Here is a 25023-nt window from a genome sequence, read left to right on the forward strand (position 1 = left end):
CGAGATCCCGCGCGAAAGCCGATCGTATCGGCGTGACCCGCATAACAGTGCGTCCACTCGGGAATTTATCTACAACGTACAGCGTACTTAGTATAGTATTTGAGTCCAGCTCCCGAGGAGGACCTTGTGAAAATCACCGCTTCCGCCATCTCGCTCAATGTCGCCGACCCGCAGGCCTCGGCAAAGTTCGCCATCGACCACCTCGGCTTCACAGAGCAGATGTCGGCCGACGGTTTCGTCTCGGTCGCCCGCCCCGATGCCGGTTTCACCGTGTGCTACCTGCGCACGGGTCTCGACAGCTTCAAGCCGAAAGACAAAGCGGGAAGTGCGGGCGAGGGGCTACTGGTCGCGTTCGTCGTGGACGATATCGATGCCGAGTACGAACGGCTCCGGGGCGAGGGCGTGCCGATCGTCACCGCGATCGAGACCGAGCCCTGGGGTGAGCGGTACTTCCAGACGGCCGATCCGAACGGCATCATCCTGCAATTGGTGCAGTGGGTCTGATGAGAGTCGCGGTTGCATGCCGTGCCGTAAGCAGGGCATGCAACCTCGGCGTCTTGGCCAACCAATTCCTTTGACGCACACCGGGTTTGCACGTTGTATCGCTATGTTGCGACGGCGGCGTGCAACCGGGTGAACTCACCCTCGAATACCTCAGGCGAGAGCGGCGCCGAAGACCTCGACGGCGGGGGTGGAGGGGCGGCCGAGCAGTTTCTGGAGGTCGCCGGAGTCCACATCGAGGATGCCGTCGCCGACTCCGGCGTCCGCATCCGCGAGCACCGCGGCGTAGTTGCCGGGCAGACCGGCCTGCTCGAGCGCCGCGCTGTAGTCCTCCTTGGACAGGTTCTCGTAGCGCACCGGCTTGCCTGAGACCTGCGAAATCACCTGGGCGAGTTCGGCATAGGTGAGGCGCTCATCGCCGCCGAGCTCGTAGATCCGGCCCGCGTGGCCATCGGTGGTCAGCACCTTGGCAGCCGCCTCGGCATAGTCGGCGCGCGCGGCACCGGCGACGCGACCCGCACCCGCGGCGCCGTGCAGCACGCCGGACTCGACCGTGTGCCCGAGCGCGCCGAAGTAGTTCTCCCAGTACCAGCCGTTGCGCAGGAGAGTGTGCGGGACAGTCGATTCCGCGAGCACCTCCTCGGTGCCCCGGTGCTCCTGGGCCAGAATGAGCGGGTTCTCGGTGGCGCGCGGAATGCTGGTGTAGGCGAGCAGTTTCACGCCCGCACGCTCGGCGGCCCGAATTACGTTGGTGTGCTGGGCGACTCGCGCACCGAATTCGTTTCCGGAGACCAACAGCACCCGATCGACACCGGCCAAGGCGCGGTCGAGGGCTTCGGCGTCGTCATAGGAGGCCTCTCGGACCTCGACGCCCCGCTCGGCCAGATCAGCGACCTTCTGCGGATCACGCACGATCGCGACCACCGGCGTGGACCCCTCGCGCAACAGCGCCTCGACAACGAGACGGCCCAACTGCCCACCGGCTCCGGTTACGGCGACGGTCATGATTTACCTCCATGGGTCTGTACGTTTCATCAAGTACTAACTAATAGTAAGCACTATGCATTCCGTAGACACTTTGGTCAAGTTGGGTACCATTGATTCCATGACCACTCAGCGCACGCCGTTGGTGGATACCGACGATCCGACGCTGGAAGCCGACGTATTCGCCCGGAACTGCACGTCACGACCGGTGCTCCAGAATGTGATCAGCCGCTGGGGCACCCTCGCCCTGGTCGCGCTGCGCGAGGGGCCGTACCGGTTCAGCGCCCTGCGCCGCCGCGTCGACGGCGTCAGCGAGCGCATGCTCTCGCAGACCCTGCAAGCCCTGGAGCGCGACGGCATGGTCCATCGCGAGGTGCAGGAAACCATCCCGCCGCGAGTCGAATACACCCTCACCGAGCTCGGCGCCCTAGTCGCCGACCGCCTCGAAGACCTCATCCAGGTCGTCGAAACCAACATGCCCCGAGTCCTCGAAGCCCAAGCCGCCTACCACCGCGACTAACCCGGATCGGTCGGCGGATGCGCGCCCATCGGCGAGCACCTCGTCCAGGGCCATGTACTAGTGGCGTTGGTCTCGGCCGGTGCCGCAACCATTACATGGTGATCAACTGACCAGCGGGAAGGTCGGGGGCTTGTGGTGGGTTGGTGTGGGTATGGAAATTTCCTCGGCTGTCGATTTCGCGCGGACCACAAAGCGGTCCGTGCTCACCACGATCCGGCGCAATGGTCGCCCACAGCTGTCCAATGTGCTGCATGTGGTGGGTGACGACGGGATCATCCGCATCTCCATCACCGCCGACCGGGCCAAGTACCACAATCTGGTGCGCGATCCGTGGGCCGCAATCCACGTCACCCGCGACGACTTCTTCGCCTACGCAGTCATCGAGGGCACCGTCGATCTCACACCCGTCGCCGCCGACCCCAACGACTCCAGTGTCGACGAACTGGTCGCCTACTACCGAGCGGGCTCAGGCGAGCACCCCGACTGGGACGAATACCGCAAGGCAATGGTCACCGACCGACGCGCCCTCGTTCGCCTGACGCCCACCCACGCCTACGGCATGCTCTGACGATTCTCAGTGCTTCAGAAGCTCCGACACCGTGACGAATTGGTAACCGGCGGAACGCAGTTCGCTGACTACGCGCGGAATGGCGGCAAGGGATTCATTCCACTGGCCCATGACGTGCATCAGGACGATGGAGCCGGGCCGCACCTTGGAGACGGTTTCGGCGACGATGGCATCGGTACTCGCTTGCTTGCCCGAGTCGGGTTCCACATCCCAGGTGATCGTCGTGCGGTCGTGGTCGGAGAGGTACTTCGGTAGCGCCCAGAGCTTCTTGCCGTAGGGCGGGCGGAAAGTGACCGGACCCTGGTAACCGGTTTTCGCGATTTCCGCGTCGGTTCGCTCGATCTCGTCGCGGACGGTATCGCCGGAGACGAGCACCATGCGGCGATGGTCGTAGGTGTGATTGCCGATTTCGTGACCGGCCTGCGCCATGGCCCTGCCGTATTCGGGATGCGCGGCCAGATCACGACCGATGAGATAGAAAGTAGCCGGAATCCCCGCTTCGGCAAGGACTTTCAACACTTCGGGCGCTTTGTCCGTCGGCCCGTCGTCCAGGGTCAATGCGACCACCTTGTCGGTGGTTTCGACTCGGTTCACGAGCCGCCCCGCCAGTTGGAAGGTGCGCGAGTTCATCAGGTAGTAGCCGCCGACCGTCAGCGCCAACACCACCACGAGCACCAGCGCACTACCGATCAACCATTTACGTCGCATCGTTCAGCTCCAATGAAAAACGGTGGCGCCCGGACCTTTCGACCCGAACACCACCGTCTTCGACAGGGATCAGAAGTTGATCATGTGGCCCGCGAGGCCGTGGAACGCTTCCTGCAGGGCTTCGCTCAACGTCGGGTGAGTGTGGACGTTGCGGGTCAGCTCATTGACGGTCAGGTCCCACTTCTGGGCCAGGGTCAGCTCCGGCAGCAGTTCGGAGACATCCGGACCGATGAGGTGGCCGCCGAGGAGTTCACCGTACTTGGCGTCGGCGACCAGCTTGACGAAGCCGGTCGGATCGCCGAGACCGTGCGCCTTGCCGTTGGCGGTGAACGGGAAGGTGGCGACCTTCACGTCGTAACCCTCGTCGCGGGCCTGCTGCTCGGTGAGGCCGAAGCTGGCGACCTGCGGCTGGCAGAAGGTGGCGCGCGGCATCATCCGGTAGTCACCGAGGGTGACCGTGGGCGCACCGGCGATGGTCTCCGCGGCGACGACGCCCTGGGCCTCCGCGACGTGGGCGAGCTGCAGCTTCCCGGTCACGTCACCGATGGCGTAGATGTGCGGCACGTTGGTGCGCATGTTGTCGTCGATGGCGATGGCGCCGCGCTCGAGCGCAATACCGGTGCTCTCCAGGCCGTAGCCCTCGACCCGGGGCGCGAAGCCGACGGCCTGCAGCACCTTGTCGACGGTGACCGTCTCCAAGTTGCCGGTCTTGTTGTCCTTGATCGACACGGTGACCTTGGAACCGTCGTCGTCGATCGACTGCACGGCCGCACCGGTGGTGATGGTGATGCCGAGCTTCTTGTACTGCTTGGTGATCTCCTTGGAGACGTCGGCGTCCTCGTTCGGCAGCGCACGGTCCAAGAACTCCACGATGCGCACGTCGACGCCGTAGTTCTTCAGGACGTAGCCGAACTCCATGCCGATCGCGCCGGCGCCGACGATCAGGATCGAGCCGGGCAGGTCGCGGGTGAGGATCTGCTCCTCGTAGGTCACCACATTCGCGCTGAGCGAGGTGCCCGGCAGCAGCTTGGTGACGGTGCCCGCGGCGATGATGACATTGCTGAAGGTGATCGTCTCGGTGCCGCCGCTGGACAGGGCGACCGAGAGGGTGTTCGCGTCGGTGAAGGTGCCCTTGCCGTCGAACTCGTCGATCTTGTTCTTCTTCATCAGGAAGTGGACGCCCTTGACCCGCCCGTCGGCGACCTTGCGGCTGCGGTCGAACGCGACGCCGAAGTCGAAGCTCACGTCGCCGGAGATGCCGAAGGTCTTGGCTTCCTTGGTGAAGATATGCGCGAGTTCCGCGTTGCGCAGCAGCGCCTTGGAAGGGATGCAGCCCACATTGAGGCAGACACCACCCCAATACTTCTGCTCGACGATCGCGGTACGGAGGCCAAGTTGTGCCGCACGGATGGCGGCGACATAACCGCCAGGACCGGCACCGAGAACGACAACGTCGTAATGGGAAGTCACGCCGTCGAGCCTAACTCTGTCGAGCAAACTTCACCCACCCGTCCCCCACCAAGGTTGGATGCGCCTGGTCAACGCCTCGGATGCCCGGGGCCTGGCGATTCCCGGCTCGGCCGCAGATCACTACGGCTCGCGACGCCCGGTTCACAGTGCCGATCGCGGTCGAGAACAAAATGAACGGATTGTGGGTGCCCCGGATCAGTCGCGCCAGACCTGCTGGGCGACCCGAGCGAAGTTGCCACCGAACACCGCCGCCCGGTCCCCGGCACTGAAACCACGACCGGCAAGCTCGGCATCCAGTCCGGGCAGCTCGTTCAGTCCGAGCAGATCTTCCGGCGGCACCCATTGCAGCGGCCCCCACTTGGTATACGCGTCGGAAAACGCCCCCGGATCCTGCGTGAGCATGTCATTGAAATCCTCGGCATCGAAGGAGTAGTCGGATCCGATGCCGATATGTTCGATCCCGACGAGCTCCGCACCGTATTCGATATGCGCGGCCATTGCCGCGACCCGCTCGGCCCGGCCATCGATCGCATTCTGACCAAGGAAGATTCCCACTCCATTGACACCTATAACCCCGCCGGTCCGGGCACAAGCCAGCGCCTGTTCATCGGTGATATTGCGCGGATGCGCCCACAGTGCGGCGAAATTGGAATGGCTGTAGATCATCGGAGCCCCGGTGCATTCGGCGAGGTCCAGTCCGGTGCGGCGGGAGCAGTGCGAACCGTCGACGAATATGCCGACCTCGTTCTGTTTGCGCACCAGATCTCGGCCGTAGGCGGTGAGTCCGGTGTCGTCGGGATCCAGACAGCCGCAACCGGCCGCATTGGCGTGGTTGTAGGTCGGCAGCATTGAGCGAACGCCCAGTTCGTAGAACATCTCGAGGTTATCCGGATCACCGCCCAGCGGCCCCGAATCCTCCAGGTCGAAAGCCAGCGAAATGGTATCGGCGGCACGGATATCGGCGAACCGCTCGACCAGCCGGAACCGACCGTCGCCCAGCGCGTCCCGGCGGAACTTGTGCAGCAGCGCGAGCGAATCCTCGGTCGACTGGCGCGAATACCCGACGTTCACCGATAAATACGACCCGAGCGGATAGCGCGCCAGATCGGCGATCCGAGCGGAATGCAGTAATGGCAGGCAGCAGTGCTGCTCCCAGAGAAACTGTGGCAAACCGGCCACCTTCCACCTCGGTTCGGTATCGGAGCAGCGATCCTACTGATCCGACCGGTACGTATGTCACTCCTTGAATCGATGTCGAGCAACCGGTAACAGGCCGCCCGAATTGCCCGATTCATCGAGTGATATCTCACCTTTAAAGCCTCTCGGCAACAATGTGGACATGACGGGCGTTGAGCAAACTGTGACCGATCCCTACCTGTGGCTCGAAGAAGTAACCGATGAGCGGGCCCTCGACTTCGCCCGCGCGCACAACGAGGTGGTTGTCGAGCGTTTCGCCAGCTCCGGTCGGTTCACCGAGCTCGAGCGCCGCATCCTGGACATGCTCGACACCGACACCAAGATCGCCTACCCAGGTCGGCGCGGCCGCTGGCTCTACAACTTCTGGCGCGATGCCGAACATCCGCGCGGGCTGTGGCGGCGCACCACCTTCGCCGAATACGCCAAGGAAGCGCCGGAGTGGGATGTGCTGATCGACCTGGACGCACTCGGCACCACCGAGGGCGAGAACTGGGTGTGGGGTGGCGCCGCGGTGCTGCGGCCGGAACAGTCGCGTGCGCTCATCAGCCTGTCCCGCGGCGGCGCGGATGCCAAGGTCGTGCGCGAATTCGATATCGAAACAAGGGAATTCATCGAGCCGACCGACGGCGGTTACTTCCTGCCCGAGGCGAAATCCGAGATCCGCTGGATTGATATCGACTCGGTCTATGCCGGCACCGATTTCGGGCCGGGTGCGCTCACCGATTCCGGCTATCCGCGAATCGCCAAGCGCTGGCGGCGCGGCACCCCCCTCACCGAGGCCGAAACGGTATTCGAGGGCGAGGCGGGCGATGTCGCGGTCTCGGCCGGGTACGACCGGACACCCGGCTATGAACGGCATTTCGTCGGTCGTGCCACCGACTTCTTCAACGAAGAGGTGTACCTGCTCGAAAGCGACGGCAGTCTGCGGCATCTCGATGTACCGACCGACGCCAGCGAGTCCTGGTACAAGGATTGGTTCCTGGTCCGACTGAAGTCGCCGTGGGAAATCGGTGACAAGACCTACCCGGCCGGCGCACTGCTGGCCATGGACTTCGAGAAATTCCTTTCCGGCGCACGGGAGTTCGAGGTGATCTTCACCCCGGACGAGCACACTTCATTGCACGGCTACGGCTGGACCGAGAACCATCTGCTGCTGATCACCCTCGAGGATGTGCAGACCAAGCTCTACGTCCTCACGCCGGGTCCGGACGGCTGGCACAGGGAGCCGCTCGCCGACACCCCGCCGATGGCGACCACCAGCGTGATGAATCTCGACCCGCTCGAGGGCGGCGACGAATTCATGCTGACCACAAGCGGATTCACCACTCCCGCCACCCTGCTCGCAAGTGCGGTCGGCGGCCGGTCCGAACAACTCAAACAGGAACCCGGCTTCTTCGACGCCGAGGGCATCGAGACCGAGCAGTTCTTCGCGCGCTCCGATGACGGAACCGTGGTGCCGTATTTCGTGATCCGCCACCGCGATCGCAAGGACACCCCCGGCCCGACGGTGATGTCCGGCTACGGTGGCTTCGAGGTATCACGCACCCCCGCCTACAGCGGCGCCTCCGGTATGGGCTGGCTGGAACGCGGCGGCACCTGGGTGATGACCAATATCCGCGGCGGCGGCGAATACGGCCCGCAGTGGCACACCTCGGTGCAGAAGGCCAACCGGCACAAGGTCTATGAGGACTTCTCCTCGATCGCCAAGGATCTGGTGGCCCGCGGCATCAGCACGCATGAACAACTGGGCGCGGTCGGCGGTAGCAACGGCGGCCTGCTCATGGGTGTCATGCTGACCCGCTATCCGGAACTGTTCGGCGCCATCGTCTGCCAGGTCCCGTTGCTCGATATGCAGCGGTATCACCTGCTGCTGGCCGGTGCGTCGTGGGTGGCCGAATACGGCGATCCGGACAAGCCCGAGGAGTGGGAGTACATCAGCAAGTACTCGCCCTACCAGAACGTCCGCGCCGACGCGTCCTACCCGCCGATCCTGCTGACCACCTCCACCCGCGACGACCGGGTCCACCCTGGCCATGCCCGCAAGATGGCTGCGCTGCTGGAGGAACAGGGCCACACGGTCTGGTACCACGAGAACATCGAGGGCGGCCACGGCGGTGCGGCCGACAACAAGCAGTCGGCATTCCAGGCCGGACTCATCTACGAGTTCTTCACCCAGATGTTGATGGAACGGTAATCACGTCCGACCAGCCCGGTGCATCCTGCACCGGGCCGACTTTTTGCGGTGTGTCTACGCTGTAGACTCGATCTACGTTGTAGACAAGGAGCTGTAGTGGCCGAAACCGTCGTACGCATCGTCGAAACCGCCGGCGCGCGATTGCATACCGAAGCGGCCGGAACCGGGCCGGACCTGGTCCTCATTTCCGGAGGCGGCGGTGATGCCGGAATGTACGAAGCTGTCGTGCCGCTGCTGGCCGACAGCTTCCGTGTGATCACCTTCGACCGGCGCGGCAATTCGCGCAGCCCGCTCACCGAGCCACGCGCCGCGATCGATGTCGCGACGCAGGCCGCGGATGTCATCGCGGTCCTCGACGCCTACGCGATCGAGCGCGCCCACATCTTCGGCAGCAGCGGTGCCGCAATCATCACGCTCGAACTGCTTGCCGCATCTGAAGATCGGCTCATCGATGCGATCGTGCACGAACCGCCGCTGGTCCAACTGCTGCCCGTCGAAAGCCCTGCGCGGCAGGAGATCGCCGACATAGGCGCACTCGCCGTTGCCAAGAGTCCGATGCGGGCGTTCGCGGCATTCGGTGTTCTGACCATGCCGAATGTGCCATGGATCCTCCGGTCGAGTCCGGGACAAACTCTGCTGGCCGGCGCAAGTCGCGTATCGCTCGCGATCGGAGCCGCACTCCGCCGGATCACCCGAACTCAGCCCTCGACCATGACCCGCCAACTGAACAATGCCGACCTGCTGCTGCGCCGCGAACTGCCCGCCTTCTGCTTCGACTACCACCCGGACCTGGCCGCCCTCCGGAAGGTCGAGGTGCCGTGGCGGCTCGCGACCGGACGCGAGAGCGTCGGCAAGCCGTACTACGTTGCCGCGCATGCGCTGGCCGACGAACTCGGCCGGGACTGTGTGGAATTCCCTGGCGGACATGTGCCCTACCAGTTGCAGCCGGAGCAGTTCGTCGCCCGACTGGTGGCGCTGTTCGACGAGATGAGCGCATGAACAAGCCGAAGCCGACCACCCGGATCGCATTGAATCGCGACTATATCGCCGCGACAGCGCTGACCGTCATCGATACGGCGGGGCTGGACGGCTTCACCATGCGGAAATTGGGTGCGGCACTCGGGGCGGACCCGATGGCGGCCTACCGGCACTTCACCGATCAGCAGGACCTGTTCGACGGCATCGCCGAGGTAATGTTCGACGAACTCGAAATGGAAACCCTTCCGTGGCAGGAAGATTGGCCGGGCTTGATGAGCGCCTACGCACATCGCTTACGTTCCACTCTGCGCCGACACCCGAATGCCGTGCCGATCTTCGCAACACGACCGGTCCGCAGCGGCGCGGCGATCGAAACCGGAAACTGGATGCTCGAACGTCTACAAGGCGTCGGCTTTACCGCCGCGGTAGCCCTGCAGTTCGCCCGATGCCTACGCGAATACGTAGTCGGACACATCCTCAGCCACACAGTCGCCGCCGTAGCAGCCCAGCGCAGCCGCAAGCCCACCCCGAACGCCCCCGACTACAACACCCTCGCCGCAGCTGCCGACGCCACCGCCGACACCGACCACTTCGATATCGGCCTCACGGCGATGCTCGACGGCTTCAGCAGGCACCTCGGCGAGATCGCCGACCACACTTAGCACCTCTCGACGGGGCCGCAGCCAATCCGCGCTTCGGCAGCAGGCTCTCGAACTTGCTGTCCACCGAGTGCAGGGTCTCCTGCTGCGGGCTGGTCACTGCTGACGTTGGTGGGTCCGAACGACAGGATTTGGTCGTTGTTCCAGCCGCGCCTAGGAATTGCCGTTGGTGGGAGCCAGGATGACCACCGGGATCTGCCAGGACACCTTGGCCTGGAAGTCGGCGAGGAATGGCGCATCCACCAGCTTGCGGTCCCAAAGTTGTTGCCGCTCGCCGCCTTCCGCGAAAGATGCGACTACCGGCCAGGACTCGGTGCCGACCTCGACGACAGCGTCGGGATGCGCCGCCAGATTGTGGTACCACCCCGGACGATTCGGCCGTCCGCCGTTTGCGGCGTAGACCACTACCCGGTCACCGTCGCGCTGATATGCCAGTGGCCAGGTTCGGGATTCGCCTGTGCGGGCGCCGGTGGTGGTCAGCAGTAGCAGCGGTATGTTCGCGAACTGCCCGCCGACCTTCCCCGCATTGGCGCGGAATTCCGCGATGACATCCAGATGTAGTTGCCGCCGTTGCTCATTCGACACGAGCACCAGCCTATGACGGCTTGCCGGAACATGTACGCCGATCAGCGGTCCCGCAGCCATTTCTCGATTTGATCGACCGTGCTGCCGTACCGACGGATCCAGCCGTTGTGCCCCAACGATTCCGGTTGTACCCAGGTGGTCACCTCGGCCTCGGGCATCTTGGCCAGCAGGTGTGCGGCTGAACTGCTCGGCGCGAGATCGTCGCCGGTCATGGTGATGGACAGCACCGGCAGCTTCAGTCTGGCGATCCGCTCTTCGTAGTCGATATCCGCATCGACCGGCACGAAGCGGCCGGAGCGGGCCAGCCGGGCCCAATCCGACATCAGCACTTTCGACTGACGTCCGAAGCCGCCGAGCGAGATCCGGTCGCCGGGCCAGAAGCCGGCCAGATTGGCCGTCAGCGACATGACTGCGGTGCCGGCCAGCATGCCAGGACCCGAAATACCCCGGAATCCACGGTGATACGGGGTGCCGGAGGCGATCAGGATCAGCCCACCCAGGCGGCCGCGGATCCGTGACGCGTACAGCACAGCGAGCTGGCCGCCCATGCTGTGGCCGAGCAGATACGGGGTGCTGTCCGGGAACCGGTCGCGCACCACCGAAAAGATCGCCGGGAAGTCGACCGATGCCAGTTCGTGGTAGCCGAAGGTGCTCGCGGCGCTCGGGCGCGGGCGACTGTCACCCGCGCCGCGCAGCTCACCGATCGCGGCATCGAAGCCGCGCGCGGCCAGCTCCTGGGCGAACAGTTCGTAGTACCCGGCCGGGACACCGAGGCCGGGCACCATCACCACAACCGGACGCGGCGCATCCGGGCGCACCGGATGCCGATGCGCACCGGTCGCCGGGAACAGCCGCACCGGCACGGTGGTGCCGTCCGGCATCTGGATCGGAACTGTCTCCATAGAGCGCACGCTAGCCGACGGCCGCCGGAACTACGCGCCGACCGCACCCATGATCACTCGGCTGAGCACCCGGATCACGTCGTCTAGTGGCGGGCGCGGGTCCGAACCGCTCCAGGAATCCACCACGTAGTTGACCGCGCCGATGATGGCCAGCACCCGCATCTCGTAGTCGCCCGTTGGGATTTCGCCGTGCAAGGCGGCATCCTCCGCGGCGCCGGCGAGTAGCGAACCCCAGACGCGACGAAGCTCCAGCCGGAACTTCTCCACCTTCGGCCCGGCGCCGACGACCTCTACCAGCGCCACCCGCGCCTTGCGCGGATCGGAGCCGATGGATTCGACGTAGGCGCGCACCGAGGCATCGATGATCTCCAGCGCGGTCGCGTCGGATTTCTTCTCGAGGGCGGCGGTTACCGCATCGCGCGATCCCCTATCGATCTGCTCGTAGAGCTCGAGTAGGAGGGATTCGCGGCCGGTGAACTCCTCGTAGAACTGCCTCGAGGAGAGTCCGGCGTCCTTACAGATAGCGCCGACCGAACTATTGGCGTAGCCATCGCGCGCAAAGACCGTCAGGCCCGATTCCAGAAAACGCGCACGCCGCTGACGTTGCCGGTCCTCTACGGGTTGCCCGGCATACATTCGTCCCGTATTCGCATCCTGTGACATTGGGGCAGACAATACCGAAGGGCCCGATCCCCTCGTCATGGATCGGGCCGTTCGTCTCAACCTTCGGCGGAACAGTTGTTAGCCGAAAGTTGGCCGCTCGGTTGCTATTGCGCTCAGCGGATGCTGCTCTCCGATCTAACTGCCACCACAGTGGTCGTCACTGATTGTTTGCCGCAACGGAGGATTCCGAGGGGTTCGGCACGCCGAAAGTGTTTTGCAGGACTTTTTTAGAATAATTCTTTCGACAGATCTTTCAACAACGCGGGCAGTTCCGCTACGGAATCGATGACGTGATCCGGTGCGGCCGAAGCCGCCGCCAGAACGGCGGGCCGGAATTTGCCGGTGCGCACCAGAACTCCGGTCATATCGACCTGTTGGGCGGCTAGCACATCGGAGTGCAGATCGTCACCGATCATCAGCACCTCGGCCGGGTCGAGGTCCATAAGGTCCGCGCAGGTCCGGAATCCGGCCGCCGCGGGCTTGCCGACCACGGCGATCTCGGCATTGCCTGCCGCCTCCAGACCCGGCAGGTACGCGCCCGCGTCGATGCGGAGCCCGGTATCGGTGGCCCAGCTCAGGCCGCTGTGCATCGCGACGACCGGAAGCCGTCCAGCATCAGCTCGGCCACCCGGCTCAGCGCGCCATGTGTGAATTCCACACCGGCGCCGCCGATTACGATGACATCCGGATGTTCGTCATCGAGAGTCAGTTCAGCGAGGTCGGCCGCGATATCGCCGTGATTGAGCACCCAGACTGCCGCATCCGGGTACCGGCGGCCCACATATTCGCCGGTGAGCCGGGCAGCGGTGACAATCTCCGCGGTATCGACATCGAACCCGGCGTCCCGCAGCCGCTCGGCGATCTCATCGCAGGTTCGGGAGGTGGTGTTGGTGAGAAACCTTCGGCGCAAACCACTTTCGTGCACGCGGCGCACGGCGTCGACCGCACCGTGGATCTCGCGCCAGGAGGTCACCAGCACGCCGTCGATGTCGTAGAGCACACCGCGTATGTCGCCGGACATGGGTTCAGCCTACGACCGCGGAACAGGGCGCGTCCCCGCATCCGTTCGACACGGCGCGTCAGCGGGCGAAACTGCGGGCGGCACGCGCAAGCATCCACGGCACGAGCCGACGATGAAATGGGCGCACGACGGCGAAATACCTTCGGCCCCAGTGATTTCGATACTTGACCAGCGAGGTGATGGTGACCGTGCCGTCGTCGACGAGAACCGAGACGACAAAGTCGAGGACCGCCATCACATCGGCGGTCACCTGCTCGCGCTCGTCGCATTCGCGATCAGGAAAAGGGTTGCCGAAGAATATCTTTCGGGTCCATTTCCGAGGGTCGGTTGGAGCGCCCGGCGGCAACGCTATTTCGTAGGAATCGATGTAATCCCAGTCGGTGCCCGACGAGCGCGCCAGGGCGGCTCGTTCGGGAATTTCGACTCGTCCATAAGTCGGCATCACATTCCTCCGATAACCCATACGGGGCCGTATGGAACGACCATACGGTAGCGTACGGGAATGGCACAAGGGGATGCGACCGCGAAGACACGGCTCAGCGCCGACGATTGGGCACAGGCCGCGCTGGACGCGCTGGCGGAGGGCGGTCTGGCGGCGGTCGCCGTCGAGCCCATCGCCAAGCGGCTCGGCACCACCAAGGGCAGCTTCTACTGGCATTTCAAGGACCGCGCGGCCCTCGTCGAGGCGGCACTGGCGCGCTGGGAGCAGCGCAGCACCGACGATGTGATCGCCGAGATCGCCATCGAGACCGACCCGGCCGAGCGGTTGCACCGACTCTTCGCCCAGGTCATCGATTACGCGGCCACCGGACGCATCGAATTGGCGCTATTGGCCTCGGCGGACCAGGAATCGGTCGCCGCGACACTGCGCCGAGTCGCGGACCGGCGCATCGAATACGTCACGGAATTGCTGCGCGAATTGGGGCTGACCGCCGGGCAGGCGCGGACCAGAGCGGTTGTCGCCGTGAGCATTTACCACGGCTTCAACCAACTGGCCCGCGTCTCCCCCGACACGCTCCCGAGTACCGATGCACAGCGAAGAATGTTGGTAGACAGCGCATTTCAGAGTCTGTTGCCGGACTGAATCAGCTGCCCCCGCCGCAACCACCACCACCGCCGCCGCAACCGCCCCCACCGCAGCCCGAACCGCCGCCGCAACTGGAGCCGCCGCCGCAACCGCCGCCGCCCTCGCCACCGCCGCCTGCGGCCCATCGACTCCGACTGCGGCGGTTGCGGCGCCCCCGACTGTCGCGGTGCGCGAGATTGATGATCACGAGCGCCCCGTACAGCAGCAGCACGACGCCGATCACGATCACGACCAAGAACCCGTCCATTGTCCCCCCTGAGTGACGTTCGAGGCTGGTCCCCACCCCAAGTGCACCTGCTACGGGATCGCCGGTAAAGCCAATACTTTTGGGGCGTTTGAACACCAGGCGGTCGAGTGCTCAGGTCAGAGTTGCGAACCGTTGATAACCGCATCGAGCAGGCCGGGGAAACGTTCCTCCAGATCGTCACGCCGCAGTTCGACGAGTCGATTGCGGCCGGAGACGTAGGTGGTCGTGACACCCGCATCGCGCAGCACCTTCCAGTGGTGCGACGCGGTGGCGGCGGTGATTTCGACATCGAACTTATCGATGGCGCAACTGAGCGGTTCGCGGACCCCGGCGAGCGAGCGGATCAGCTCCAGCCGGATCGGATCGGCGATGGCGCTGAGCACCCGGATCAGGTCCAGGTCGCCGGTGCTCGGCTGCGGTAGCTGGCGCATGTCCATCCTCCGATCGTTTGACAACCATCGAATTATATCTCAGCATCATAAGATGCTTCGACAACCATCGAACAATCTGTATCGATCCCTGATCCCACTCGCCGTCGGCACCTTCGTGCTGGGTACCGACGGTTTCGTCCTCAATGGCATGCTCCCGCTCATCGCCCGCGACCTGGACGTCTCGGTGGCCACCGCGGGCCAGCTCACCACCATGTTCGCCTGGACCTACGCCATCGCCTCGCCGATCATCGCGGCCGCGACCGGATCCTGGGACCGGCGCTGGGTATTGGGCGGCGGTGCGGCGCTTTTTGTCATCGGCATGATCGGACAGGCTGCGGCGCAAGACTTTTCGGTAATGGCCGGTGCACGCATCGTTGCCGCCATCGGCGCGGCGGCATTCCAGGCCAATGCCTTCGCCGTGGCCGGGGTGGTCGCCGACGACGCGCACCGCGGCCGGGCGCTATCGGTCGTCACCGCCGGAATTACGCTGTCCGCCGTCGCGGGCGTGCCGATCGGCATCTTCGTGGAGCGTTGGATCGGTTGGCGCGGGGTGCTCTGGGCGATTGTCGCGGGCGGGGCCATCGCGGCCGCGCTGGTGCTGCTGCTGCCGCGCGTCACCTTGCCGAGTACCGGATTGCGCGATCGCGTCGGCGTGCTCGCTCGGCCCGCCGTGCTGCGAGTTCTGCTGGTGACGACGTTGCAGATGACCGCGGGCTATACGACCATCGTCTACCTGCCGGTCGTCGTTGCCCCATCGGTGCCGCAGGGACAACTCGCGTGGCTGCTGCTGGTCATGGGCATCGGTCAGGTCATCGGCAACTCCCAGGCGGGCCGGGCGGTGGACCGCTTCGGCCCGGCCCGCACACTGGCCGTCGGACTCGTCGGCAGCCTCATCGGCCTGATGCTGCTCGGCCCGGCCACCCACGCCAACTGGGCGGTCTTCGCGGTACTCGGCCTGACCGGCCTCTTCGGATCCGCGATCCTGATCCCGCAGCAATTCCGGCTCTTCGCCATTGCCCATGACGCGCCGACCGTCGCGCTCGGCCTCAATGGCTCGGCCATCTACCTGGGCAGCGGCATCGGCTCACTGCTCGGCGGCACGGTGCTGGATTCGTCGGGCGCGAGCTGGCTCCCGTGGACCTCCGCCGCGGTCGGCTTCGGCGCCCTCGCGCTCGGCGTCGCAACCCTGCGCCGACCGGCGCGCGCCGAAGCGGCGGTAGTCGCTCGGGCGTGAAATCGCCCGTACCCCAATAGCTCCCGGGTCGATCCGATCCGGGAGCTATTTTTTCGGCGCGGATTCGGGACGGATGGAGTCGAGCAGGTCGGCGCAGCGGGTGAGCAGTTCGCGCAGCGCGGCATTTTCGGTCTCGGTGAATTCGTCGGCCAATGCGCGTTCCACGCGGACTGCATTCATGTCCGCCTCCTGCGCGAGCGCCGCCCCCGCTTCGGTGAGACGGGTCTCCAGGACGTTCTTGTGCCAGGCGTGCGGGGTGCGCTCGATGAGGCCGCGGTCCTGGAGATTGGTCAGAATCGTATTCATGGTCGGCGGGGTCACCCCGCACAGGCGGGCCAGCGCGGCGGCGTTGATGCCCGGATTTTCGATGAGGAACAGCAGGGCCCCGTACTGGGGAACGGTGAGGCCCGCCGGTTTGAGCGCCGCGCTCTTCGCCGAGTTGAGAGCCTGTTCGGCGCGCTTGAGATACGAGCCGAGGCGCTCAGAGGAGTGCATGGACGTCATATCCGCATGGTAACTGCCCGTCTACTGGTTAGACTCTTGACGTTGATTAGAGTTCTAATATACGTTCGTGCACATTCTAAGATGTGAATGCATCCGGATGTTCGACTATCAGGAGCCACGAGCATGTTCCGCACCATCTCGACCATCGCCACCGCCATTGCCTGCACCGCCGTCACGTCGTGCGGCACCGCGACGGAGGCCGCGAGCCAACCCGCGACCCGCATCAGCACCGCATACGAACTGCCCGGTGATCGCGTCTACCCGGAGGGCATCGCCGTCGACCCCCGCACCGGTGACACCTACGTCGGCTCATACGCCAACGGCGCCGTCTACCGCGCGACACCCGGCGCCACGCGAGCCGAAATCTTCCTGCCCGAAGGGACCGACGGCCGCAAAACCGCCAATGGCCTGAAAGTCGATGCGGCAGGGCGACTGTGGGTCATCGACTCGACCGCCGGAGTCGCGGTGTACGACACCGGCAGCCGGGCGCTGGTCGCCCGCTTCGATATCACCGGCACCGAACCGAGCCTGGTCAATGATCTGGCCATCACGCCGGACGGCAGCGCATATCTGACCGACAGCCTGCGACCGGTGGTCTACCGGGTCACCCCGGAGCAGGTCACTGCGGCGCACGGCGGAAAGGCGATTCTGACAACACAATTCGACCTGAGCACCATTACCAGCCCGCACGCGCCGGACGCATTTACCTTGAACGGCATCGTGTCCGACGATTCCGGTCGCTATCTGCTGATCGTCGATATGAATTCCGGTGAGCTGTATCGCGTTGCGACCGCGGCGAATTCGCCGGAGATTCGCAAGGTGACAATGCACGGCGCCGACCTGAAACACGGTGACGGACTGGAACTGCACGGCAGCACGCTGTGGGCGGCCCAGAATACCAGCAACACCATTACCCGCTGGCAGATCAGCGATGACGGCGGGTCCGTCGAGCTGGAACGCGCGGTCACCGATGACTCCCTGCGCATTCCCACCACATTGGTACGCAGCAATGGTCGAACGCTGGTCGTCTCTTCCCAATTCGATAAGGGCGGGCCGATGGGGCCTGGCACCCCGACCATGCCGTTCGCCGTCCTGACAATTGACGGAATCTGATCCCGCCGCGCGGCCGGTTCGTTCAGTGGACCGGCAATCGGCCTATTCGCGGTATGACAACTTGATCTAAATCACGCCGAAACGCCCGCACCCATCGCAGGTATGCCGCCGCGATGACGTAAGCTCGGCCGACTGACCGGGCACGCGGCTGGGGTGGCGACCTTCGGGCGAGTGTCATACGCTTCGCCGCGGAGGAAAACCGCCTCATGGAGGGACAATTGACCACTCCGAGCCATGGCGATGTCGGAACCGGCGGGCCACAAAAGGTTCCACTGTCGCAGCTGATCCACCTGATGGCCGAATATCAGAAGCTCGGCACGCACCGACAGACCTTTCTACCGGCGCCGGCGAGCGATACTTTCGTGCGTGGCTGCGGGATCGTCGCGGGCGGGTTCACGGCCGTGGGAGTTATCTGTGTGACGGTCGGTGCCTATCCCGGTGCGCTCGCGGTCGGTCTGCTCGCCCTGGTGCCCGCGTCGTTGGCATTCTTCCGCGGGCGGCGCAATCGTCGGCACCGCGCCGCACGGCTGGATCTGTTCGATGTCGGCATGACCGTGTACCGCTCCGGTGAGCAGGTGGCCGGGTTCCGCTGGGACAGCGCCGAAGTGCGCCAGCAGGTCATCCCCTTCCAGAATTCCGCCCACCCCGAGTACTCGCTGCGGATGTCGGGCCCCGACGGCGCCGAGGCCGCATTCGACGACACCCTGTTCGGCGACGCGCGCGACTGGGGCCGGGCCATCCAGTCGGCCGTCACCCTGGCCCAGCTCCCCCGCGCCGTGGCCGCAATCGATGACGGCGCGACCGTCCATTTCGGCGAAATCGCCCTCGACCTGGCCGCACTCTATTTCCACAGCCGGGCCTACACCTGGGAACAGATCCAATTGATCGACGCCCGAAGCGGTTTGGTCCGCATGAAGGTCGACGGCAACTGGGTCTCCCTCACCCCCGTCGGCCAGATCCCCAACTTCTACATCTTCAACGAACTCGCCGAACGCCTACGCCTGGCCGCCGCCGCAGAGTCCGCCGCCGAATCGGCCGCAACCGAACCCGCGGATCCCGAACTGCCGACCATCACACCGGCTGCCGAATCCGATCCGCCCACGCCGACGGTCGACTCCGATCCACTCACGCCGGTAGTCGCCTCCGATCCGACGGTCGAAAATGCTCCCGAGACAGCCGCCGATCAACAAATCGAACCCCCTACCTCAACGGCCAAAGGCACCGCCAAAACCCCCAACCGCCCCACCCAAGACCTGAGCGCCGCCTCGAATTAACCCCCGCCCCAACCCCTTCCACCGAACCATCAGCCTTCATCCGTTCGAGCCAACCAAAGGCCGAAGGCCGGGCCACCTGATGGTGGACCGGCCTTCGGGTCTAAAGGTGTTGCTGGGGAGCGGGACTCAGAAGTCCATGCCGCCCATGCCACCGGTCGGGTCGCCGGCGGGAGCGGCGGCCTTCTCCGGCTTGTCGGCGACGACGGCCTCGGTGGTAAGGAACAGGGCCGCGATGGAGGCCGCGTTCTGCAGGGCCGAACGGGTGACCTTGACCGGGTCGGCGACACCGGCGGCCAGGAGGTCCTGGTACTCGCCCGAGTCGGCGTTCAGGCCGTGGCCCGCCGGCAGGTTCGAGACCTTCTCGGCGACAACGCCGGGCTCGAGGCCCGCGTTGAAGGCGATCTGCTTCAGCGGAGCCGACAGCGCGACACGCACGATGTTCGCACCGGTCGCCTCGTCACCGGTCAGCTTCAGGTCGTCCAGCGCCGGAGCCGACTGCAGCAGGGCCACGCCACCACCGGCGACGATGCCCTCCTCGACGGCGGCCTTGGCGTTGCGCACGGCATCCTCGATGCGGTGCTTGCGCTCCTTGAGCTCGACCTCGGTCGCGGCGCCGGCCTTGATCACCGCAACACCGCCGGCCAGCTTGGCCAGACGCTCCTGCAGCTTCTCCCGGTCGTAGTCCGAGTCCGAGTTCTCGATCTCGGTGCGGATCTGCGCGACGCGGCCCTTGATGGCCTCCGCGTCACCCGCGCCCTCGACGATGGTGGTCTCGTCCTTGGTGATGACGACCTTGCGCGCCTGGCCGAGCAGCTCGATGCCCGCGGTCTCCAGGGAGAGGCCGACCTCTTCGCTGATGACCTCGCCACCGGTCAGGATGGCGATATCGGCGAGCTGCGCCTTGCGACGGTCACCGAAGCCCGGCGCCTTGACGGCAACGGACTTGAAGGTGCCGCGGATCTTGTTCACGACCAGGGTCGACAGGGCCTCGCCCTCGACGTCCTCGGCGATGATCAGCAGCGGCTTACCGGCCTGGATGACCTTCTCCAGCAGCGGCAGCAGGTCCTTGACGGTGGAAACCTTGGAACCGACGAGCAGGATGTACGGATCCTCGAGGACCGCTTCCTGACGCTCCGGGTCGGTCACGAAGTAACCCGAGATGTAGCCCTTGTCGAAGCGCATACCCTCGGTGAGCTCCAGCTGGAGCCCGAAGGTGTTGCTCTCCTCGACGGTGATGACGCCTTCTTTGCCGACCTTGTCCATGGCCTCGGCGATCAGCTCACCGATGGACGCGTCACCGGCCGAGATACCGGCGGTGGCGGCGATCTGCTCCTTGGTCTCGACCTCCTTGGCGGTCGCGAGGAGCTTGGTGGTGACGGCCTCGACGGCCTTCTCGATGCCGCGCTTCAGACCCAGCGGGTTGGCGCCGGCCGCAACGTTGCGCAGGCCCTCACGTACGAGCGCCTGGGCGAGCACGGTGGCGGTGGTGGTGCCGTCGCCCGCGACGTCGTCGGTCTTCTTGGCGACTTCCTTGACCAGCTCGGCGCCGATCTTCTCGTACGGGTCCTCCAGGTCGATCTCCTTGGCGATGGAAACACCATCGTTGGTGATCGTGGGGGCGCCCCACTTCTTCTCCAGGACAACGTTGCGACCCTTGGGGCCCAGCGTCACCTTAACCGCGTCGGCGAGGGCGTTCAGACCCCGCTCGAGGCCGCGACGGGCCTCTTCGTCGTACGCAATTGTCTTGGCCATTGCGTTGAGATCCTCCACATGTATATGGCTGACACACAGGACGACCGCAGGTTGGATCGCCCCATTTACGCTGGCCAGGTTCGGTGCCCGCGACGGACGACCGAGGGTGTCGATGGAACCCGGTCTCACCGTCCCGACCTGGCACTCACACGTCGAGAGTGCCAAGCCCTTTTTAGCACTCAGGGGTATCGAGTGCAAGGTCCGCCGCGCTGCTCAGCACCGGCTCAGGCCGAGCTGCGGTCGTCCACCCGGAGTATCAACGCGACGAAAGCATCGGCCCGGCGCTCCTCGGGCGTGCGTGGTTCACCCTCATCGACCGTTACGAGTTCCGCGTCGTTCAGCAGCAACTCCGCCTCCACCCGCATGATCGCCCGAATGAACGGTGGCGCGACATCGGGCGGCAGGTCGCCGTTGATGATGTAGCCGCCGTCGGGCTGCGGTTCGGTGGAGACATAGGTCAGCGCACGCTCGAGATCAGCGCGTCGTTCCCCCGCAACCAGGTCGGAGTCCGTGTCATCCGCCATTGCTATAGCTTACCGGTGCGTCGGAGCAGCCCTTTCCCGACAGGCCGACCAGTCCAGGATCCGCGGCACCGACCCAAGTCGCGCGACCAGCAAATCGCTGTCCGCCAATGGCTTACGACCGCGTGGCGCGGCGCAGGATCGGCGCCGACCTTATGGTGTCCAGGTGAGTGAAAGTCCCGGCTGGAACGCTATCGATGCCGCGTTGGAGCAGCTGTACCACGACACCGCACCCAGCCATTGGGGGACGGGGGTCCCCTGGTCGCTCGGCGGACCCGATCCGTTGGACGGCATCAGCGCCTATCCGCGCACCGAACCGGTCCCACACTGGCACTACATCAGCTACGGCATGACCGAGCTGTACGAGAAGGAATGGGATAGCCCGGACGAATCGGGTTGGGGATTCGAATTCACCTTCCGCCTGCTGCGCACACCGGCCGACGAGAAGCCGCCGGTCTGGCCGGCGAACTTCCTGCAGAATCTGGCCCGCTACGTGTTCCAATCCGGGAATTGGTTCGCACCGGGCCACACCATCAAGTCGAACGGCCCGATCGCCGCGGATCATCCGGATTCGGATATCCAAGCCGTCGCCTTCACCGTCGACCCGGAGCTCGGCGCCATCGACACACCGCACGGGCGGATGCAGTTCCTGCAGATCGTCGGCCTGACCATGCCGGAGTACCGGACCGCGCAGGGCGGGCACACGCTGGCGGTGCTCGACGAACTCGCACCGCGGCTGCCGCTGTTGGTCACCGATATCGAGCGCGGACCGCTCATGGAGGAACCGAAGACCAAGGCGAAATGGCCGCGCTGGGGCGGGGGCCTGCGCGGGCGAGCGTAGATTTCGCCATGGAGGAAGATCAACGATCCCGAAGGGGGACGCCCGTGCCCGCATTGCCGTTCGACTCGCTCTATCGGCACGGGTTCGCGCGGGTGGCGGTCGCGGTGCCGCGGATCCGGGTCGCCGATCCCGCGTTCAATGCCGAGCAGACGCTCGAGCTCGCTCGGCAAGCGGCCGCCGACAGCGTGGTGCTGACCGTCTTTCCCGAACTCGGACTCTCCAGCTACACCGCCGACGATCTTTTCCACCAGGATGCGCTCGACGATGCGGTGGGCGCGGCAATCGAGCAGGTGGTCGCGGCGAGCGTCGAGATCGATACGGTGCTGGTGGTCGGTGCGCCGGTACGGACGCAGGGGCGGCTGTTCAACTGCGGCATCGCGATATGCCGCGGCACGGTGCTCGGCGCCGCGCCGAAGAGCTATCTGCCCAACTATCGCGAGTTCTATGAGAAGCGCCAGTTCGCGGCGGCACGCGAAACGCTGGACGACCACATCACGATCGCGGGTCAGCGGGTGCCGTTCGGATCCGATCTGTTGTTCACCGCGACCAATCTCGACGACTTCGTATTCCACCTGGAGATCTGCGAAGACGGCTGGGTTCCGTTGCCGCCCAGTGGATATGCCGCGCTGGCCGGTGCGACGGTGCTGGTCAATCTGTCGGCGAGCAATATCGTCATCGGTAAGGCCGACTACCGGCGCGCGCTGTGCACCTCGCATTCCGCGCGCTATCTGGCCGCCTATCTGTATTCGGCTGCGGGACACGGTGAATCGACCACCGATATGGCCTGGGACGGACAGGCACTGGTATGCGAGAACGGCGACCTACTCGCCGAGGGTGAGCGGTTCTCCGACCATCCCCAGTTGATCACCGCAGATCTCGATCTGCAGCGGCTGGCCGCGGATCGCATCCGCACCACCAGTTTCGCCGACAATGTGCACGATCACCGCGACCGCCTGGTGCGGTTGCGGCGCATCGAGGTCGAGTTGCCGGTCCCGACGAGTGCCATCACCTTGGGGCGCGAAATACAGCGCTTCCCTTACGTTCCCAGCGATCCGGCCGCGCGCAACGAACGGTGCGCAGAGGTGCATCACATCCAGGTCGAGGGCCTGAGCACCCGGCTGCGTGCGACCGGCAGTCAGCGCGTGGTCATCGGCGTATCCGGTGGATTGGATTCCACCCAGGCGCTGATCGTCGCGGCCAAAACCATGGACCGGCTCGGACTGCCGCGCGCGAATGTGCTGGCCTACACCATGCCCGGCTTCGCGACCAGCACCCGAACGCGCACGGACGCGCACGCGCTGATGGACGCGCTCGGCGTGACCGCGCAGGAGATCGATATCCGTCCGTCCGCCACCCAGATGCTGCGCGACCTGAAACACCCTGCCGCCGACGGTATTCCGCAGTACGACGTCACCTACGAGAATGTGCAGGCCGGCGAGCGCACCTCGCATCTGTTCCGACTTGCCAACCAGCACCACGCACTCGTGGTCGGCACCGGCGATCTCAGTGAACTCGCCTTGGGCTGGTGCACTTTCGGCGTCGGCGACCATATGGCGCACTACAGCGTGAACGCCTCGGTCCCCAAAACTCTGGTCAAATATCTGATCGCCTGGGCGGTCGACACCGATCAGTTCGGCCCCGAGGCGGGCCGGGTGCTGTCATCGATCCTGCAGACCGAGATCTCACCGGAGTTGGTGCCCAGCCACGATTCCACCGCACCGAGCCAGAGCTCCGAGGCCACCGTCGGCCCCTATGAACTGCAGGACTTCCACCTCTACTACATGCTGCGCTTCGGTTATCGCCCGAGCCGGGTCGCCTACCTCGCCCGGCACGCCTGGTCCGAGCGCGACCGCGGCAGCTGGCCGGACCTCATTCCGGCCGACCAGCGCAACACCTACGACCTGCCGACCATCAAACACTGGCTCGCCGAATTCCTGCGCCGCTTCATCCAGTCCAGCCAGTTCAAACGCTCCACCCTGCCCAATGCCCCGAAAGTCGGTTCGGGCGGCTCACTTTCACCACGCGGCGACTGGCGAGCGCCGAGCGACGCCTCCGCCGCCGCCTGGTTGGACGAACTCGCCCGCAACGTGCCCGAGGACTGAGCCGCCGTCACGCCGCAAGGGGCTCACGGTATTCGAGCGAAGCCGTGAGGTTGTGCCGCACCGACATCCCACGGGACCGGATGGCCCGCCGCTGCCTTGCCCTGGCCGCGTGCGCGGATCGAATGCCGATGACCAGCCGGGCAATTCGACGTCGTCCGGCGCCGAACGCGGCCCGGGCGTTCATGACTTCTCGGCGGCGATCACCGACAGCAGTTCGGTCAGATCGGCTTCGGCCTTCGCCTTGTCGACGCCGAGATCGGACAGGATTCCGGAACCGTTCTCCTGTTCGAGCAGGGCGAGCAGGACATGTTCGGAGCCGATGTAGTTGTGTCCCAAGCGAAGTGCCTCACGGAAGGTCAGCTCGAGCGCCTTCTTGGCCTCGGGTCCGAATGGAATGAGCGCGCCCATATTCTCCGGATCGGCGGGCCGTTCGGCGATGGCCGCGGTCGCAGCATCCCGGACCGCGTCCAGTTGCACCCCCTGGGCGGTAATCGCCCGCGCGCCGAGGCTTTCCGGTTGGGACAGCAGAGCCAGCACCAGATGTCCGATCGCGATCTCCGTATGACCGGAGGTGCGAGTTGCCTCCTGGGAGGCCACCACCATCTTTCGTGCGCGCGGGGTGAACTTCGCGAAGCCCGCATTGGGATCCATGGCCGCGGCTTCCGCCGGATCACCCGGCCCCTTGGGCACAAACCGCTTCTGCGCGGCCTGTTTGGTGACGCCCATGCTGGCGCCGATATCGGTCCACGATGCGCCGGAGCGGCGGGCCTGATCCACGAAGTGGCCGATCAGATGATCGGCCACTTCGCCGAAGTGTCCGGCCGTGACCACCGCATCGGAGAGTTGGTCGAGCACATTGTCCGGACGTGCTTTTTTGATGCCATCGATCAGATCGTCGAGGCGTACATTGATTGCCATGCGTCAACCATAAGTTGACGATTCCGCTTCGTCAACCACTAGTTGACGA

Annotated in this window: 27 protein-coding genes and 1 pseudogene; 12 read left to right on the top strand and 16 right to left on the bottom strand. The window is 65.2% G+C overall.

The window, feature by feature from the left end:
• Positions 1-126 precede the first annotated feature (126 nt).
• A complete protein-coding gene (locus OIE68_RS28635) occupies positions 127-504 on the top strand; it encodes a VOC family protein (RefSeq protein ID WP_327094160.1) in 378 nt (125 codons plus the stop codon).
• 150 nt (positions 505-654) lie between these two features.
• On the opposite strand, the gene OIE68_RS28640 is transcribed toward OIE68_RS28635, so the two are convergent.
• Entirely contained in the window at positions 655-1506 is an 852-nt protein-coding gene (locus tag OIE68_RS28640; RefSeq protein WP_327094161.1) for an SDR family oxidoreductase, read from the bottom strand.
• Between the two features lie 100 nt (positions 1507-1606).
• On the opposite strand from OIE68_RS28640, the gene OIE68_RS28645 reads away from it, so the two are divergent.
• A complete protein-coding gene (locus OIE68_RS28645; RefSeq protein ID WP_327094162.1) occupies positions 1607-2005 on the top strand; it encodes a helix-turn-helix domain-containing protein in 399 nt (132 codons plus the stop codon).
• A gap of 151 nt (positions 2006-2156) precedes the next feature.
• Positions 2157-2573 (top strand): PPOX class F420-dependent oxidoreductase, encoded by a 417-nt coding sequence (locus tag OIE68_RS28650; protein ID WP_327094163.1) that lies wholly within the window; start codon positions 2157-2159, stop codon positions 2571-2573.
• Between the two features lie 6 nt (positions 2574-2579).
• Here OIE68_RS28650 and OIE68_RS28655 read toward each other — a convergent pair whose 3' ends face one another.
• The 3 genes from OIE68_RS28655 to OIE68_RS28665 form a co-directional block, all read right to left on the bottom strand.
• Entirely contained in the window at positions 2580-3281 is a 702-nt protein-coding gene (locus tag OIE68_RS28655; RefSeq protein WP_327094164.1) for a polysaccharide deacetylase family protein, read from the bottom strand.
• Positions 3282-3350: 69 nt separating this feature from the next.
• Positions 3351-4751: a dihydrolipoyl dehydrogenase gene (gene lpdA, locus OIE68_RS28660; protein WP_327094165.1), complete on the bottom strand. Its 1401-nt coding sequence runs from the start codon at positions 4749-4751 to the stop codon at positions 3351-3353.
• A gap of 195 nt (positions 4752-4946) precedes the next feature.
• Complete coding sequence (locus OIE68_RS28665; RefSeq protein ID WP_327094166.1) at positions 4947-5921, bottom strand: dipeptidase; 975 nt, start codon at positions 5919-5921, stop codon at positions 4947-4949.
• A gap of 169 nt (positions 5922-6090) precedes the next feature.
• Between OIE68_RS28665 and OIE68_RS28670 the strand changes: the two genes are divergently transcribed.
• The 3 genes from OIE68_RS28670 (at position 6091) to OIE68_RS28680 (ending at position 9782) form a co-directional block, all read left to right on the top strand.
• Positions 6091-8142, top strand: coding sequence for a prolyl oligopeptidase family serine peptidase (locus OIE68_RS28670; protein ID WP_327094167.1), 2052 nt, complete (start codon positions 6091-6093; stop codon positions 8140-8142).
• A 96-nt stretch (positions 8143-8238) separates the two neighbouring features.
• Entirely contained in the window at positions 8239-9141 is a 903-nt protein-coding gene (locus OIE68_RS28675) for an alpha/beta hydrolase (protein ID WP_327094168.1), read from the top strand.
• Entirely contained in the window at positions 9138-9782 is a 645-nt protein-coding gene (locus OIE68_RS28680; RefSeq protein WP_327094169.1) for a TetR/AcrR family transcriptional regulator C-terminal domain-containing protein, read from the top strand. Before OIE68_RS28675 ends, OIE68_RS28680 begins: the two co-directional genes overlap by 4 nt.
• Before the next feature lie 150 nt (positions 9783-9932).
• On the opposite strand, the gene OIE68_RS28685 is transcribed toward OIE68_RS28680, so the two are convergent.
• The 5 genes and pseudogenes from OIE68_RS28685 to OIE68_RS28705 form a co-directional block, all read right to left on the bottom strand.
• Positions 9933-10364: a nitroreductase family deazaflavin-dependent oxidoreductase gene (locus tag OIE68_RS28685; protein WP_327094170.1), complete on the bottom strand. Its 432-nt coding sequence runs from the start codon at positions 10362-10364 to the stop codon at positions 9933-9935.
• 41 nt (positions 10365-10405) lie between these two features.
• Positions 10406-11266: an alpha/beta fold hydrolase gene (locus OIE68_RS28690; protein WP_327094171.1), complete on the bottom strand. Its 861-nt coding sequence runs from the start codon at positions 11264-11266 to the stop codon at positions 10406-10408.
• Between the two features lie 30 nt (positions 11267-11296).
• Complete coding sequence (locus OIE68_RS28695) at positions 11297-11929, bottom strand: TetR/AcrR family transcriptional regulator (protein ID WP_327094172.1); 633 nt, start codon at positions 11927-11929, stop codon at positions 11297-11299.
• A 227-nt stretch (positions 11930-12156) separates the two neighbouring features.
• A pseudogene (locus OIE68_RS28700) lies at positions 12157-12950 on the bottom strand (HAD-IIA family hydrolase).
• A gap of 58 nt (positions 12951-13008) precedes the next feature.
• Positions 13009-13392: a DUF2867 domain-containing protein gene (locus tag OIE68_RS28705; protein ID WP_327094173.1), complete on the bottom strand. Its 384-nt coding sequence runs from the start codon at positions 13390-13392 to the stop codon at positions 13009-13011.
• Positions 13393-13452: 60 nt separating this feature from the next.
• Between OIE68_RS28705 and OIE68_RS28710 the strand changes: the two genes are divergently transcribed.
• Positions 13453-14034, top strand: coding sequence for a TetR/AcrR family transcriptional regulator (locus tag OIE68_RS28710; protein ID WP_327094174.1), 582 nt, complete (start codon positions 13453-13455; stop codon positions 14032-14034).
• Between the two features lies 1 nt (position 14035).
• Here the strand turns inward: OIE68_RS28710 and OIE68_RS28715 are convergent, their stop codons facing one another.
• Together OIE68_RS28715 and OIE68_RS28720 are read right to left on the bottom strand one after the other, a co-directional pair.
• Entirely contained in the window at positions 14036-14284 is a 249-nt protein-coding gene (locus tag OIE68_RS28715) for a hypothetical protein (RefSeq protein ID WP_327094175.1), read from the bottom strand.
• A gap of 116 nt (positions 14285-14400) precedes the next feature.
• Complete coding sequence (locus OIE68_RS28720; RefSeq protein WP_327094176.1) at positions 14401-14721, bottom strand: helix-turn-helix transcriptional regulator; 321 nt, start codon at positions 14719-14721, stop codon at positions 14401-14403.
• A 46-nt stretch (positions 14722-14767) separates the two neighbouring features.
• Here OIE68_RS28720 and OIE68_RS28725 point away from each other — a divergent pair, with 46 nt between their 5' ends.
• A complete protein-coding gene (locus OIE68_RS28725; RefSeq protein ID WP_327094177.1) occupies positions 14768-15949 on the top strand; it encodes an MFS transporter in 1182 nt (393 codons plus the stop codon).
• A 45-nt stretch (positions 15950-15994) separates the two neighbouring features.
• On the opposite strand, the gene OIE68_RS28730 is transcribed toward OIE68_RS28725, so the two are convergent.
• Positions 15995-16453, bottom strand: a complete 459-nt coding sequence (locus tag OIE68_RS28730; RefSeq protein WP_327094178.1) for a MarR family winged helix-turn-helix transcriptional regulator — start codon at positions 16451-16453, stop codon at positions 15995-15997.
• Between the two features lie 123 nt (positions 16454-16576).
• On the opposite strand from OIE68_RS28730, the gene OIE68_RS28735 reads away from it, so the two are divergent.
• Positions 16577-17566: a superoxide dismutase gene (locus OIE68_RS28735; protein WP_327094179.1), complete on the top strand. Its 990-nt coding sequence runs from the start codon at positions 16577-16579 to the stop codon at positions 17564-17566.
• A gap of 218 nt (positions 17567-17784) precedes the next feature.
• Positions 17785-18840, top strand: a complete 1056-nt coding sequence (locus tag OIE68_RS28740; RefSeq protein ID WP_327094180.1) for a DUF6585 family protein — start codon at positions 17785-17787, stop codon at positions 18838-18840.
• 126 nt (positions 18841-18966) lie between these two features.
• Here OIE68_RS28740 and groL read toward each other — a convergent pair whose 3' ends face one another.
• Both groL and OIE68_RS28750 read right to left on the bottom strand, forming a co-directional pair.
• Complete coding sequence (gene groL / locus OIE68_RS28745) at positions 18967-20592, bottom strand: chaperonin GroEL (protein ID WP_040696754.1); 1626 nt, start codon at positions 20590-20592, stop codon at positions 18967-18969.
• 224 nt (positions 20593-20816) lie between these two features.
• Positions 20817-21116, bottom strand: a complete 300-nt coding sequence (locus tag OIE68_RS28750; RefSeq protein WP_327094181.1) for a hypothetical protein — start codon at positions 21114-21116, stop codon at positions 20817-20819.
• Positions 21117-21279: 163 nt separating this feature from the next.
• Between OIE68_RS28750 and OIE68_RS28755 the strand changes: the two genes are divergently transcribed.
• Both OIE68_RS28755 and OIE68_RS28760 read left to right on the top strand, forming a co-directional pair.
• Complete coding sequence (locus tag OIE68_RS28755; RefSeq protein WP_327094182.1) at positions 21280-21954, top strand: suppressor of fused domain protein; 675 nt, start codon at positions 21280-21282, stop codon at positions 21952-21954.
• A gap of 44 nt (positions 21955-21998) precedes the next feature.
• Positions 21999-24056: an NAD(+) synthase gene (locus OIE68_RS28760; protein ID WP_327094183.1), complete on the top strand. Its 2058-nt coding sequence runs from the start codon at positions 21999-22001 to the stop codon at positions 24054-24056.
• A gap of 7 nt (positions 24057-24063) precedes the next feature.
• Here the strand turns inward: OIE68_RS28760 and OIE68_RS28765 are convergent, their stop codons facing one another.
• The gene (locus OIE68_RS28765) at positions 24064-24240 is read right to left on the bottom strand and encodes a hypothetical protein (protein ID WP_327094184.1); all 177 of its coding nucleotides are present in this window, start codon (positions 24238-24240) and stop codon (positions 24064-24066) included.
• Complete coding sequence (locus tag OIE68_RS28770) at positions 24237-24974, bottom strand: Clp protease N-terminal domain-containing protein (RefSeq protein WP_327094185.1); 738 nt, start codon at positions 24972-24974, stop codon at positions 24237-24239. The genes OIE68_RS28765 and OIE68_RS28770 overlap by 4 nt, the downstream gene beginning before the upstream one ends.
• Positions 24975-25023: the final 49 nt, after the last annotated feature.

This window comes from Nocardia vinacea (genome assembly GCF_035920345.1).
Lineage (GTDB): Bacteria > Actinomycetota > Actinomycetes > Mycobacteriales > Mycobacteriaceae > Nocardia > Nocardia vinacea_A.